This is a genomic window from Ruminococcus sp. NK3A76 (assembly GCF_000686125.1).
Classification (GTDB): Bacteria; Bacillota; Clostridia; order Oscillospirales; family Ruminococcaceae; genus NK3A76.
In genome coordinates this window covers 1974811-1989108 of record NZ_JMMA01000002.1, presented here as the reverse complement: position 1 = coordinate 1989108, position 14298 = coordinate 1974811, and the positions used below count along the sequence as shown (strand labels likewise).

Sequence of the window (14298 nt, the reverse complement as noted above, 5' to 3'; positions counted from 1 at the left end):
AATGGGGGTATATGTATGCAAAAAAGGATAAGCAAGACAGAGCTTTTGATATGGATAGTCGGTGCCGAGCTTTTCGGGGCGGTGAGCGCACTTGTCGGCGGCAATTTCAGCGGCTTTTACGATACGCTCACATCTCCGCCGCTCAGCCCTCCTGCGTGGCTTTTCCCGGTAATGTGGGCGATAATATACGGCCTGCTCGGAGCGTCGGCGTATATCATTTTCAGGCTCGAAGGCAGCAGCTCGCAGACAACTGTTGCGGCGTTTGCGTCTCAGCTGATACTCAATTTCGCATGGAGCATAGTTTTCTTCCGGCTGCATTTTCTCTGGATAGCGGCTATAGTGCTCGTAGCGCTCACAGTATCTGTCGGGATAATGCTGCTTGATTTCTACCGCAAAAACAAGCTCGCAGGCCTTATGAACATACTCTATCTGTTCTGGTGTATGTTTGCCTGCTATCTGAATATCGGCATCGCTGTGCTGAACTAAAAAAATAAGGGCTGCGTTTAGCAGTCCTTTTTTATGTACAATATCAGAAACCCATTGCGGCCTTTGTTTCTTTCATCTTTTGCTGCCCGGCGAGCTCGCCGAGAAGTGTGAATGCTACCTCAGGTCCTGTCTGCGGACAGTATGAGGTGATTATATTGCCGCACCTGACGACAGGCTCGTTTACGACAATTGCGCCGAACTCTGCAAGCTGCCGCTGCCTGCGGCCGTCGCCTAAATGATAGGTGGTCGCACGCTTGCCTTTTAGTATGCCGCTGTTGCCGAGTGCGAGGGCGGCTACACATATCGTGGCTATCATCTTGCCGGCGGAGCAGAATTCCCTGATAAGCTCTGCTGCCTGCTGCGAGTATGCGTCTTCATAAAAACCGTATTCCTCAAAGCCGCCTGGGATTGCGAGAGCATCATAGTCGCTGACATTTACGTCCTGCAGCAGCACATCTGCATTGACCGACACGCCGAAAGTGCTCGTCACAGTCTTTCGCATAGCGCAGGTCACGGTTTCAATGCCTGCCCAGCCCATAACGTCAACGAATACGCTTGCCTCCATAGTTTCAAAGCCTTTTGCAAGGAATAAAAGAACCCTCATTTGCAGTCCTCCGCTTATTTATATAGTGTGTTCATCGTGACCTTTGAGCCGGGGAAGTTCTCCTCGGCGTATTTACGCATCAGCTTCATGCCCTCTATGTGGTTTGAGTGGATATTTATGTGCGCCGGGTGCTTGCCGTGTTCCTTCATCCATTTTAAGATGTCAAGCCCGGTGTGCTCCTCTCCTAAGTGATAGTCAAGGCTGACAAACTCAAACTCCGAGAACAGCTCATAGTAAAGCACTGCATCGGCATAGCTTGTCACGCACTCAAACCCCTTGGGCTGAGGCCGGGTGTCGTCAACGAAAAGTTTTAAGCCCATAGTATCTTCCTCCTTTGTTATATAAGACCAAACGAGTGAGGATTATATTATAGCATAGAGGAAAAGAAAAAGCAATGCATTACTCATTTATATTCCATATCTGCTTGAGACGATTTACAGTGTCATTCCATACAGAAACTGTTGGCTTACAAACACTGTTCTGATTAGCGAAGAAGCCGGGTTCTCTTACAGCGTTGCTTTCGTCTACTGTGTGAATCCATTTTACTTTTACAACATATTCAGCTTGTTCTGGGTCGTCTGATGAATAAAGATAGTTGATTCCGTTTTCAAAATCGGCAAATGTAATAGACTCGCCATTAACATCAAAAGTAACATCTTTTGCTTGTTCTAACGTATCGGTAACAATTCCATATCCTACATAGCCTTTTTGCGGAATATAAGCAAAAATCTTTTCTCCAACATCAAGGTTTTTCAAAGTATTTGAATACCAGCTGCCACCGCCTGCCGAAATAAAACCATATTTTAAAGCGTCTTCCCATTTTCTGTGTCCGCCACACCCATATGCTACATAGGCATAGCCATTCCATATTTTTGCGTTGTCTGATTTTAATACTCTTTCTTCAATGTCGTCGCCAAACCATGTTCTGCCAAGTAACTGTTTTCCGTTACACTCATATACATTGAAGAAAAGAATGTTTATTAGTACATCGCATTTGTCACGAAGGAAACCAATGATTCTTTCGGTGCTTTTATCCATTTTTGCGGCGACTATTACCATTTTGATATTAGGCTTAAACGTATCATCGTCTAATGTGAATTTATTATTGAATCTTTTTTGATATGCTTCCTCTAATGTTTTGGGAGCTTTGGGGTGCTTTTCAACATACTTGCTATAAACATTTAATATATCATTATAATTATACTCTGAAACACTTGCAGCATAATCGAGAACCTGTGCGGTCACTTCACGAGGAGTCATGTCTTTTTTTAACTCGACAATAACTAAATCACCGTCGGGCTCCATGCAAAGCAGGTCAATATACTTTTTCGCATCAGTATAGACTTGTTCACCGATAATTAGCCAGCTGCGGTCAAGAATATCTGGATTTTTAACAAAGAGCTTTTCAAGTTTGTTTTCTTCAATTGTAATGCTTTCAACCTCGTTGCCATTTTCAATGTACCATAGATTTTGATGCAACATAAATAATTCCTCCTTATTTATAAAAGATATATCAGGTTGATTATATTATATCACAGAGAGCGTATTATTTCAACCTACCCCTCCTCAAACGAAAAAAGCTCCTCCACAGTCACGCCGAATATCTTGGCAATATCCATAGCCAGCTTCAGCGAGGGATTATATACCCCCTTTTCGAGCCTGATTATCGTTTCACGCCTGACACCTACAAGCTCGGCAAGGTCGCCCTGCTTCATGCCTGTCCTGGCACGGTATTCTTTCAGTTTAGTAACAAGCTCAGCCATTATTCGTCCTCCTCAGCTTCGACAGTGTCGCCTCTTTCTATAAAAAGGAAGATGAATTTCTGTATGCACGATTGCAGGATTACAAAGCCGCAGAACAGAAACATCATGGCGCTGTAGCTTACGCTGAACCTGTCGCCGTCATTTAAAATGCTGACAACCAACAGGGTGACGGCCATAACAGAAATGATAGCAGCGTAAGAGAGGACGCCTGCACGGTTCATATTAGAGGTGGCAAGATCGTCAGCAGGCTCGGTCTTGTACTTTGACTGCTGCCTGAGTGAAAATACAAGTGCAGCTATCTCAGCAACAAGAAAGAATGGGAATATCATAAGGTTAAGGCTGCTTGACTTGAAATCAAACTGCTCGGCCAGACCCATATACCCAAACATCAGTGCAATTGTCAGACTGAGTATTGCATTATAAAATGACGACTTTCTGAAAGTCATCGGCGGACGATTGTCCAAGCGGTATTTCTCCCACGCATAGTCGTAAGATGCCTGTCTGCGTTCCTCACGGGTGAGGGATTTGTCCTTTGATGCTCTGTAGAGCTGGTTTATCTTGTTGGTATCCATAGCTTTCTTCTCCTTTATATATACTGTAATAGGTGGTGTGGTGTTATACATATGTGAAATAACGTGATTTTTAAGTGTAGTGTGATCTATTTCTCACCTCATGTGACAATAATATCACACTATCGGGCAAAAGTCAAGAAAAAATGTGATATATTCATCACTTTTGGTGTTCTGCACAAGCAAATATGTGATAAATACATCACTTTGACGACAAAATGCGGAGCATCATAAAACGTTCACGTAACGTTAAATATATATCTATAGACATTTGTCGATAAAAGGAGTATAATAATAAAGCTGTCGGGCGAGACGATAAAAAATCTCAAAGACAGTAAAAAATATCTCCAAAACCCCTTGACAAAATCGAGGAAAGGTGATATAATATAGAGTACAGCCCCTTAAAAGGCTGGACACGGTATCTTGAAAATTGAACAATAACGAGAAACACAAAACCCTTGAAAATTGCTTTGAGGAAACGAGAAGTAAGGTCAAGCAAAGACTAAAAAATGAGCGAAACACGACAGTGAAGAAACTGAGATCATAAATCTCGAAAGAGAATTAGGATACAATCTATTTAAAGAGTTTGATCCTGGCTCAGGACGAACGCTGGCGGCACGCTTAACACATGCAAGTCGAACGGAGTTTTAGAGAGCTTGCTTTTTAAAACTTAGTGGCGGACGGGTGAGTAACACGTGAGCAATCTGCCTTTCAGAGGGGGATAGCAGTTGGAAACGACTGATAATACCGCATAATATAGTAGGATCGCATGGTTCAACTATCAAAGATTTATCGCTGAAAGATGAGCTCGCGTCTGATTAGATAGTTGGTGAGGTAACGGCTCACCAAGTCGACGATCAGTAGCCGGACTGAGAGGTTGAACGGCCACATTGGGACTGAGACACGGCCCAGACTCCTACGGGAGGCAGCAGTGGGGAATATTGCACAATGGGCGCAAGCCTGATGCAGCGATGCCGCGTGAGGGAAGAAGGTTTTAGGATTGTAAACCTCTGTCTTCAGGGACGATAATGACGGTACCTGAGGAGGAAGCTCCGGCTAACTACGTGCCAGCAGCCGCGGTAATACGTAGGGAGCGAGCGTTGTCCGGAATTACTGGGTGTAAAGGGAGTGCAGGCGGGACTGCAAGTCAGATGTGAAATGTAGGGGCTTAACCCCTGAACTGCATTTGAAACTGTAGTTCTTGAGTGAAGTAGAGGTAAGCGGAATTCCTAGTGTAGCGGTGAAATGCGTAGATATTAGGAGGAACATCAGTGGCGAAGGCGGCTTACTGGGCTTTTACTGACGCTGAGGCTCGAAAGCGTGGGGAGCAAACAGGATTAGATACCCTGGTAGTCCACGCTGTAAACGATGATTACTAGGTGTGGGGGGACTGACCCCTTCCGTGCCGCAGTTAACACAATAAGTAATCCACCTGGGGAGTACGGCCGCAAGGCTGAAACTCAAAGGAATTGACGGGGGCCCGCACAAGCAGTGGAGTATGTGGATTAATTCGAAGCAACGCGAAGAACCTTACCAGGTCTTGACATCGTACGCATAGCATAGAGATATGTGAAATCCCTTCGGGGACGGACAGACAGGTGGTGCATGGTTGTCGTCAGCTCGTGTCGTGAGATGTTGGGTTAAGTCCCGCAACGAGCGCAACCCTTACTGTTAGTTGCTACGCAAGAGCACTCTAGCAGGACTGCCGTTGACAAAACGGAGGAAGGTGGGGATGACGTCAAATCATCATGCCCCTTATGACCTGGGCCTCACACGTACTACAATGGCTGTTAACAGAGAGAAGCGACATAGTGATATGAAGCAAAACCCTAAAAGCAGTCTCAGTTCGGATTGCAGGCTGAAACCCGCCTGCATGAAGTCGGAATTGCTAGTAATCGCGGATCAGCATGCCGCGGTGAATACGTTCCCGGGCCTTGTACACACCGCCCGTCACACCATGGGAGTCGGTAACACCCGAAGTCAGTAGCCTAACCGTAAGGAGGGCGCTGCCGAAGGTGGGATTGATGACTGGGGTGAAGTCGTAACAAGGTAGCCGTATCGGAAGGTGCGGCTGGATCACCTCCTTTCTATGGAGAAAGCGAAAGAGAGAACACTCTTTCAAAAGAATAGAATTCTCCGGTCAGCAAGGATAAGAAACAGCAGTTATTGTTCAATTTTGAAGATACCGAAAGGTATCTTGAAAAGGAAAGCATAAGACGGAACCTAAACCCTGAAGAGAGGGAAGGAAAGATAAGCCTGCCTTCTTAGAACATGGGGGTGTAGCTCAGCTGGGAGAGCACCTGCCTTGCACGCAGGGGGTCAGGAGTTCGATCCTCCTCATCTCCACCAATGGGTAAGGAAGACGAACATACCGTAGAATGTAACCGGACATTGAAATTTGTAAAGCGAATTGAAGCGAGCCGAGGCAAACTTAGCCATTCAAATTTGCGAAGCAAATTAAAATGGGCGCATAGCTCAGCCGGTTAGAGCGCACGCCTGATAAGCGTGAGGTCGGTGGTTCGAGTCCACTTGTGCCCACCATGGAAGCAAAAAAATGCTTCTGAGATAGCAACTTGAAAATTGAATAAAGGAAAAGGTAAATGCAAATGAGGAAAATAAACGACAAAAAAGTCGGGTATTTTTACTACAATTAAGCTAAAGCAAAAATTCTTTGTAAAAGGCTTTTAAAAGCAATGAGAGCATAATTCAAAATGGTCAAGCTAATAAGAGCGCAGGGAGAATGCCTTGGCATCAGGAGCCGATGAAGGACGTGGTAAGCTGCGAAAAGCTGCGGGGAGTTGCAAGCAAACATTGATCCGCAGATATCCGAATGGAGCAATCCGCATGGACAATATCCATGCATCACATACTGAATAAAATAGGTATGTGAGGGGAACCGCCTGAACTGAAACATCTAAGTAGGGCGAGGAAAAGAAATCAACCGAGATTTTGTGAGTAGTGGCGAGCGAAAGCGAAAGAGGCCAAACCGAGAGTAGCAATACTTTCGGGGTTAGGACAGCATTTAGCATTGTCAAGTTCTAGATGAAATGTATGGGAAGACATACCGAAGAATGTGATAGTCATGTAATCGAAAGGACGAGACAGCGAGCTGTATCCAGAGTACCGCAGGACACGAGGAATCCTGTGGGAATATGGGGGGACCATCCTCCAAGCCTAAATACTAACTGATGACCGATAGCGAATAGTACTGTGAAGGAACGGTGAAAAGAACCCCGGGAGGGGAGTGAAAAAGAACCTGAAACCCTGTGCTTACAAGCACCGAGAGCACGTCAAAGTGTGATCGGGTACCTTTTGTAGAATGGTCCGGCGAGTTATTGTATGTGGCAAGGTTAAGTACTTAAGGTACGGAGCCGAAGCGAGAGCGAATCTTAATAGGGTGTTAAGTCGCATGCAATAGACCCGAAACCGAGTGACCTATCCATGTCCAGGCTGAAGTGGAGGTAAAACTCCATGGAGGGCCGAACCCACGTTCGTTGAAAAGACCGGGGATGAGGTGTGGATAGCGGAGAAATTCCAATCGAACTCGGATATAGCTGGTTCTCTCCGAAATAGCTTTAGGGCTAGCCTCATGACAGATTACCGGAGGTAAAGCACTGAATGAGCTAGGGGTCGAAAGATTACTGAACTCTATCAAACTAAGAATGCCGGATAATCGATTCATGGGAGTCAGACAGCGTGAGATAAGTTTCGTTGTCAAAAGGGAAACAGCCCAGACCCACAGCTAAGGTCCCAAAGTACATTTAAGTGGAAAAGGATGTGGGGTTGCATAAACAACCAGGATGTTGGCTTAGAAGCAGCCATACATTAAAAGAGTGCGTAATAGCTCACTGGTCGAGTGACCCTGCGCCGAAAATTCAACGGGGCTAAAATGTACACCGAAGCTTGGGATTCATTCTTTTGAACAAAGCAGATTAGTACCGAACAACGCCGAAGGCGTTCAAATTCAACGATAAGGTTAGAAAGGTATTAGTAGGTTTTGTTCAAAAGAATGAGTGGTAGGAGAGCGTCGAATAAGGGGTGAAGTCATAGCGGAAGCGATGGTGGACTTTATTCGAGTGAGAATGCCGGAATGAGTAGCGAGAATTATGTGAGAATCATAATGGCCGAAAATCCAAGGTTTCCTGAGGAAGGTTCGTCCGCTCAGGGTAAGCCGGGAGCTAAGGTGAGGCCGAAAGGCGTAGCCGATGCACATACGGTTGAAATTCCGTAGCCGCCGAAAGAGTTAAGCACAGGGACACTTTAGAAGTGATGAAGCCGGGCGATGGTTGACCCGGTCGTAAGGGATCGAAAATAAGTAGAGAAGTCATCATAGATAGAGGCAAGAAAAGCTGTGTGTATTTCTAAGGCGCCCGTACCGCAAACCGACACAGGTAGATAGGAAGAAGATTCTAAGGCCAACGGGAGAAGGGTTGTTAAGGAACTCGGCAAGTTGACCCCGTAACTTAGGGATAAGGGGTGCTTGAGTGATCAAGCCGCAGAGAATAGGCCCAGGCGACTGTTTAGCAAAAACACAGGTCTCTGCTAAATCGAAAGATGACGTATAGGGGCTGACACCTGCCCGGTGCCGGAAGGTTAAGAGGAGGAGTGAGAGCTCTGAATTGAAGCCCCGGTAAACGGCGGCCGTAACTATAACGGTCCTAAGGTAGCGAAATTCCTTGTCAGGTAAGTTCTGACCCGCACGAATGGTGTAACGATCTGGGCACTGTCTCAACAACCTGCCCGGCGAAATTGTAGTACCGGTGAAGATGCCGGTTACCCGCGACTAGACGGAAAGACCCCATGGAGCTTTACTGTAGCCTAATATTGGACTTCGGTATTTCATGTACAGGATAGGTGGGAGACTGGGAAGCATGGCCGTCAGGTCGTGTGGAGTCGACCTTGGGATACCACTCTTGGAGTGCTGGAGTTCTAACCTGCGGCTTTGAATCAAGTCGGGGGACATTGTTAGGTGGGCAGTTTGACTGGGGCGGTCGCCTCCTAAAGAGTAACGGAGGCGCTCAAAGGTTCGCTCAGCATGGATGGAAACCATGCTCTTGAGTGTAAACGCAAAAGCGAGCCTAACTGCGAGAATGACGGTTCGAGCAGTAACGAAAGTTGGAGTTAGTGATCCGGCGGTATGTGAATGGAAATGCCGTCGCTCAACGGATAAAAGCTACCCTGGGGATAACAGGCTGATCTCCCCCAAGAGTCCACATCGACGGGGAGGTTTGGCACCTCGATGTCGGCTCATCGCATCCTGGGGCTGAATTCGGTCCCAAGGGTTTGGCTGTTCGCCAATTAAAGCGGTACGCGAGCTGGGTTCAGAACGTCGTGAGACAGTTCGGTCCCTATCTGTCGTGGGCGTAGGATATTTGCAAGGAGCTGTCCCTAGTACGAGAGGACCGGGATGGACGCACCTCTGGTGTACCAGTTGTCACGCCGGTGGCACGGCTGGGCAGCTATGTGCGGAACGGATAAACGCTGAAGGCATCTAAGCGTGAAGCCGCCCTTAAGATAAGATATCCCATCTGTTTACAGAGTAAGACCCCTGAAAGACTATCAGGTTGATAGGCTCAAGGTGTAAGTGTGGTGACATATTTAGCCAGCGAGTACTAATCGGTCGAGGGCTTGACCTTGATTAATTAAACTCTCAGATCCTTCCCTTTATTCAATTTTGAGGTTGTTATCAACCTACTTTCGGTGACTATAGCGATGAGGTCCCACCTGTTCCCATGCCGAACACAGAAGTTAAGCTCATCTACGCCGACGATACTTGGCTGGCAACGGCCTGGTAAAATAGGTAGTCGCCGGAATAAAAAAAGATAAAGAGGATAATAATATCCTCTTTATCTGTATATTCCTCCTTAGCTCAGTCGGTAGAGCACTCGGCTGTTAACCGAGTTGTCGTTGGTTCAAGTCCAACAGGGGGAGCCATATTTATCGGGCGGAAATGACGTAAATGCGTTGTTTCCGCCCGATTTTTTATTGCTGTTATCTGCGGGTGGTCTTTGTTTGGTCATTATTATTTCAAAACTGTAATGACCAGATATTTTATAGTCAGCTTGCTGTATCTTTCTGTGCTGTATCTTTTTTTGTTTTGATCCTGATAGCATTTGCAACGGCGTCCATTGCTGCTGCCTGTGCTGACTGAAATGAATGTAAATAACAGGTCATTGTTGTTGTAGGCTCGGAATGCCCTAAACACGCCTGAACAGTTTTTACATCGATACCGCTTTCGATCATAAGCGTGGCGTTTAAGTGCCGCCATGAATGCGGTGAACAGTAACGTATATTATTTCTCCTGCAAAACTCTTTGAGATAATCGGCAGGGGAGGTAACGTGCATAGGTGATCCGTTCCAGGTGGTGAAGAGCCTGTCTGTGACCTGCCATTTGTCACCTAAATCAATTATGTAGCTGTTCTGCCAATCTTTGTAGCGCATTAATATATCGATCAATTCGGGCTGAAGCTTTAAGCTCCTGATGCTTGATTCGGTTTTGGGTGTGTCTGTGTACATACCCTTTTCTTTTGTCCAAAGTGAGTTTCGGCTGACAGTCATTATTCCTTTGTTCCAATCAAAATCCTTCCATTCAAGTCCTAAAAGCTCACCACGCCTAAGACCTGTGTAAAGCGCAAGAGTAAAAAACACTACATATTTAAAATTGCCTATAGGCTCAGAATCAAAAAGCTCAAGTATCTGCTTTATTTCTTCGACTGTGTATATTTTACGTTCTTTTCTGTCGGGAGAGGGGAGTGTAATATTTTTACATGGATTATCCTTTATCATCTGCATTTTTATCGCATAGTCAAAAATCGTCGATACAAGCGATAGGTGCAGTTTTACAGTTTTGGAGGATAATTTCTTTTCGGAATTATTGCCGCACTTCATTTCACAAAGCTCATTAACAAATTTCTGAACATGACGTGGCGTTATCTTGTCAAGCCTTAAATGCCCGAGTGCTTTGTATATGCGGGGTTCTAAATAGTGATAGCCCCTTATCGTCTGCGCTTTAAGTTTTTTATCAGCATATTCTTTAAACCATTGCTTTGCAAATTCTTCAAACTTAATAGTCGCTATGACATTCCCTTGCAGACATTCCTCTTCAAAAAGCACGATCTGTCTTTGTAATTCTTTTTCGATCTGCCTTGCGCTCATTCCCTCATCCGGTTTCCATGATTTTGATTGTATTACCTGCTTTCCGTGTACGTCATATCCGCACGATACCTTAATTCTGTAAGAGTTTCCTCGTTTTGTCACGTTTGCCATAAAACATCTCTCCTTTTGATGTGTAGATTTTATGGCGTGTTCCGTTATATTTAGTTTAGCACTTTAAATCGAGATTGTCAAGAGTGTGTGATCGGAACACGCCATTTTTTCTATCGCCTTTTGTTCGGTTTCTTTTTGTATGGCTGCTTTTTCTGTTCCTTCTCCCTGCGGAGTTTTTCTTCCTCTGCCAGCTTGGAGATATAGTCACCCTTAGAAATCTCATTGTAAGTATCCCGAATATCCAAATACTCCTTCAGCTTCTCCCGACATTTCTCACTCTCAGACTTTTCATACTCTTTTTTCAACCGCAGTATCCTCCCCTCCAGATCACCGATCGACGAAATATGATCTTTATTTATGACAGCTAACATCTCCGAGAGTTTGTAAACATCAAGCTGATTTTCCGCAGGATTTGCAAAAACCTGAATCATACTTATCCTCGCATTGAGCGGCTCTTCGGTATAGTCCTCCCTCAGCTTCCACCTCACCATTCAGCGACATCGCCCTAATAAAAGTTGAGGTTTTCAAGTGACACTCGGCAGCCTGCTTTTCAATCTGTGCCCATTCCTTCGTCGAATACACTATCTCCTTGCGGCGGAGCGTTTTGTTTTTTCTTGCTATTTTCATCAATCCTTTCTTTTTGATTATCGTTCTAATGGTTCGCTTTTTTCGAGCCTGCGTTTAGGGCTGCAAAGTCTCTAAACACCGCAGAGGTCAACCACGTTGATCACTGCGGGAAAGTGCCGGTATTTTGCCGGGACTTTCTGTACTTGCGTAATTATGAAAACTTAAAATTCAAAAAAATGCATTTACACGTTCTGCCCTGCCGTCCTCGGCAGGGTCATTCTTTTGCGTTCAATCTGTTACTCCAAGATAATTTAGCAGCGACGCTTTGCTCACCAATATCTTGCCCCTCACACCGCTGCCTGCACGGACATAGGCAATCTTTCCTTGTGCAACAAGCTGTCGGACTGTGTGCTCGGATAAGCCGGTTACAAGCGCGGCACACTCCTTGACTGTGAGCATTTCAAGATGCTGAGTTTCGCTCTGATATTGCTGCGGCGCAGGCTCGGGTGACTGCGATTCGATAAGCCGCTCCAATAGCAGGACTATCTGTGAAATGATCTGTTGTTTTTTAGTTAAATTCAAATGTCATTCTCCTTTCTGATCTTTGTTTTGATTGACTTGGCGATAGGTCAAGCGTCAACATGGTTTTTGTTTTGTATGGTTTTAATGTATGCTGCTGTTTCCTCCTTTCGGGTCTGAACGATTTGATGTGTGACTTTGCACTTTTTTCTTCTGCTGGCGAGGCAGGAAGAAATATGTGCCTTTCATAAGTTAATTCTGAATGACAAACGGAAAAGTTAATGGGATTTTGGAAAAATCGTTAGATTGCACAAATGGCAAGTGTGTTGGTGTGAAGTTATTGCAAAATATATGCAGGAAGTAGATAGTGCAACATAGCCTTCATAAGACTGCCAAGGAAAAGTCAACCCCAAATCCAAAGATTCACAAACAATTAACAACTGAATTCAGGGCGTACTTCAAAAGACCATATTGAATTAGATTTTCAAAATGGTCACTTAGCAGCTATTGAGATAGGCATTTTATTGTTCCTTCAGCGCATCGCGTACTCGGGCATAGTATATCCGCAGGAACTTATTAGCAGCAGCGATCATGTAAACGTAATACATCTTCCCCTCGGAGCGTTTCTTGTCAAGGAACTGATACACAGGCTCTTCCTGCGGCTTCATTTCGAGATATGTAGTCATCACCATGAACAGGGTCTTGCGAAGAAAGGCAGGTCCACGCTTAGTGATATGCCTCTCACCCTTGTTCACTATCTGACCCGAATCATCGGGCTCGGTGTCTAACCAAGCATATGCAGTGATAGCCTTCGCACTGTGAAAGCGGCGGGGGTCACCTATTTCCGCAATGAGCTGAGGTGCAGTCGTTTTGCCGACTCCGAACAGACCGAGAACGGTATCATATTCGGGCAATTGTACTGCAAGCTCAGTCATCCTGCGGCGTATCTCAAAGCTGTTTTCCATTAACATGATCAGCTGTGAAGTTAGGTTTCCGATAACGAATCCGACTGTATCATCAAGGTTCAGAGAGCAAACAACACTCCTTGAAAAAGTATGTATCTGCACAGCTTTGGATTCGGTGTACTGATAGCCCTTTTTCTTACAGAAGCTGCGGTATTTTGTTTTGAAAACAGATAATGACAGCTTTGCAACACGATCTCGGTGAGGAAACGCCGACACAAAGTCAACCCATTTCTCGTGCCCGTCTGTATTGCGTATTGGAGAAGTGAACTGCCCCCTGATACCCGGGAATGTGAGTTCCAGCTGAGAAATAAGGTGCAAGCGCACCTGCGTCTGAGCCTTGATATTCAGCTGATACTGACGATTCAGCAGCTTCAGATCGCGTCGTATATCTTCCTCGGGGCGGTATTCAACGAGCTCCAGCCAACAGTCGATGCAGAACGCTGCCAGTTTCATAGAGTCCTTATTGTCAGTCTTTGCCCGGCGCATATGATTGACGTTGTACTGCTTGATAAGCCAGGCGTTCACAACACAAACAAAGATACCCTCAGCACTTAAAGTCCTTGCAACAGGCTCATAGAAATTGCCCGTTGATTCCATCAAGACCTTGGTTTCGCCCGGCAGCGACTTGATAAGCGCAGCCAGCTCTTTCAGATCCTCGGCGGTATGAGATACATCAAAAGGCGCACGAACGACCTCACCAAACTGACGAATGATCGACACGGTACTTCTTCCCTTAGACACATCAATACCAACTGCATTCATAACGATCTCTCCTTTGAAAAAAATGCAAACGGACCCATACTTTTACTCATTACGGAACCAAACTGTCGGGAAAACACGGACGCGCCCTTGCGGACGGAACAAACTGCCCAAACCGGACGGCATAACGAAAGCACGGATGACACTCTTATGGACGGGTGTAAAAGCCCACGTACCGAAAACACGTCAGTCCGATTGCTGCTTCCATTATACCAAGATAATGAGAACGAATAAACCATGACTGGAAGGCATGGATTTATCCGGTATCTTTATTGTAACAGTTCCGACAAAAAATGGTAAAAGTATAAGCGGTTTCAAGGAGACTGTGATAATTATCTCCGTATTTACCAAAACAGCCCTATGAAAAATGTATGGTTTGTATATTTGGCTTCAGTGGTGCAGGTCTGACTTTTTGACAGATTGTATTTCAATAAACTTCCCTTCATACGACACTACAAAATCAAGCCTATTTTTAAGTGAAAATGAGGCTTCCCGAAATATATTCTCTGAATTGTATAAGTCGAGTGTTGTATAGGATTCTGCAATTGACATATTTTACAGGACAGGCATTTTTTTGCTGATCTTTAAATGGAAAAATATTATTCGATCATTTATTATTGCCCTTTCATACATTGCGGACATATGGAAGGTGTTTTTTGCAGTGGTTGATTAGATTGTAACCTTTTTTTGCGATGTTGTTCAGATAAGGGTGAGCAATCTTGGATAGTTTTAACAGAGCAGATATGGAATGACCTATGGCGAAAGCAGTGATTTTTTTGATACAAAAAGGGTTTGTCATT

At 45.1% G+C, this 14298-nt stretch carries 10 protein-coding genes, 3 tRNA genes and 3 rRNA genes; 7 read left to right on the top strand and 9 right to left on the bottom strand.

The window, feature by feature from the left end:
• Positions 1-15: 15 nt before the first annotated feature.
• The gene (locus CD05_RS0109280; protein ID WP_028510271.1) at positions 16-486 is read left to right on the top strand and encodes a TspO/MBR family protein; all 471 of its coding nucleotides are present in this window, start codon (positions 16-18) and stop codon (positions 484-486) included.
• Between the two features lie 43 nt (positions 487-529).
• On the opposite strand, the gene CD05_RS0109275 is transcribed toward CD05_RS0109280, so the two are convergent.
• The 5 genes from CD05_RS0109275 to CD05_RS0109255 form a co-directional block, all read right to left on the bottom strand.
• Positions 530-1090 (bottom strand): DJ-1/PfpI family protein, encoded by a 561-nt coding sequence (locus CD05_RS0109275; protein ID WP_028510270.1) that lies wholly within the window; start codon positions 1088-1090, stop codon positions 530-532.
• A 14-nt stretch (positions 1091-1104) separates the two neighbouring features.
• Positions 1105-1410 carry a cyclic-phosphate processing receiver domain-containing protein gene (locus CD05_RS19715; RefSeq protein ID WP_051588914.1) on the bottom strand — a complete coding sequence of 102 codons (306 nt, stop codon included), beginning with the start codon at positions 1408-1410 and terminating at the stop codon, positions 1105-1107.
• Between the two features lie 79 nt (positions 1411-1489).
• Positions 1490-2572, bottom strand: coding sequence for an endonuclease NucS domain-containing protein (locus tag CD05_RS0109265; RefSeq protein WP_037322923.1), 1083 nt, complete (start codon positions 2570-2572; stop codon positions 1490-1492).
• Between the two features lie 74 nt (positions 2573-2646).
• Positions 2647-2853, bottom strand: a complete 207-nt coding sequence (locus CD05_RS0109260) for a helix-turn-helix transcriptional regulator (RefSeq protein ID WP_028510268.1) — start codon at positions 2851-2853, stop codon at positions 2647-2649.
• Positions 2853-3425 carry a hypothetical protein gene (locus tag CD05_RS0109255; protein ID WP_028510267.1) on the bottom strand — a complete coding sequence of 191 codons (573 nt, stop codon included), beginning with the start codon at positions 3423-3425 and terminating at the stop codon, positions 2853-2855. Before CD05_RS0109255 ends, CD05_RS0109260 begins: the two co-directional genes overlap by 1 nt.
• Positions 3426-3996: 571 nt before the next feature.
• On the opposite strand from CD05_RS0109255, the gene CD05_RS18100 reads away from it, so the two are divergent.
• From CD05_RS18100 to CD05_RS0109225, 6 genes are all read left to right on the top strand, one after another.
• A 16S ribosomal RNA gene (locus CD05_RS18100) occupies positions 3997-5509 on the top strand.
• Between the two features lie 186 nt (positions 5510-5695).
• A tRNA-Ala gene (locus tag CD05_RS0109245) sits at positions 5696-5771 on the top strand.
• 115 nt (positions 5772-5886) lie between these two features.
• Positions 5887-5963, top strand: a tRNA-Ile gene (locus CD05_RS0109240).
• A gap of 172 nt (positions 5964-6135) precedes the next feature.
• Positions 6136-9058 (top strand): 23S ribosomal RNA (locus tag CD05_RS0109235).
• A 60-nt stretch (positions 9059-9118) separates the two neighbouring features.
• Positions 9119-9235 (top strand): 5S ribosomal RNA (gene rrf, locus CD05_RS0109230).
• The 16S, 23S and 5S rRNA genes sit together here with 3 tRNA genes alongside, the layout of an rRNA operon.
• A gap of 45 nt (positions 9236-9280) precedes the next feature.
• Positions 9281-9356: transfer RNA gene (locus tag CD05_RS0109225), tRNA-Asn, on the top strand.
• A gap of 123 nt (positions 9357-9479) precedes the next feature.
• Here the strand turns inward: CD05_RS0109225 and CD05_RS0109220 are convergent.
• The 4 genes from CD05_RS0109220 to CD05_RS0109205 form a co-directional block, all read right to left on the bottom strand.
• Positions 9480-10688 carry a tyrosine-type recombinase/integrase gene (locus tag CD05_RS0109220; protein WP_028510266.1) on the bottom strand — a complete coding sequence of 403 codons (1209 nt, stop codon included), beginning with the start codon at positions 10686-10688 and terminating at the stop codon, positions 9480-9482.
• Positions 10689-10798: 110 nt separating this feature from the next.
• Positions 10799-11179: a hypothetical protein gene (locus tag CD05_RS0109215; protein WP_028510265.1), complete on the bottom strand. Its 381-nt coding sequence runs from the start codon at positions 11177-11179 to the stop codon at positions 10799-10801.
• A gap of 364 nt (positions 11180-11543) precedes the next feature.
• A complete protein-coding gene (locus tag CD05_RS0109210) occupies positions 11544-11837 on the bottom strand; it encodes a helix-turn-helix domain-containing protein (RefSeq protein ID WP_028510264.1) in 294 nt (97 codons plus the stop codon).
• A gap of 458 nt (positions 11838-12295) precedes the next feature.
• Positions 12296-13501, bottom strand: coding sequence for an IS110 family transposase (locus CD05_RS0109205; RefSeq protein WP_028510263.1), 1206 nt, complete (start codon positions 13499-13501; stop codon positions 12296-12298).
• Between the last annotated feature and the right edge of the window lie 797 nt (positions 13502-14298).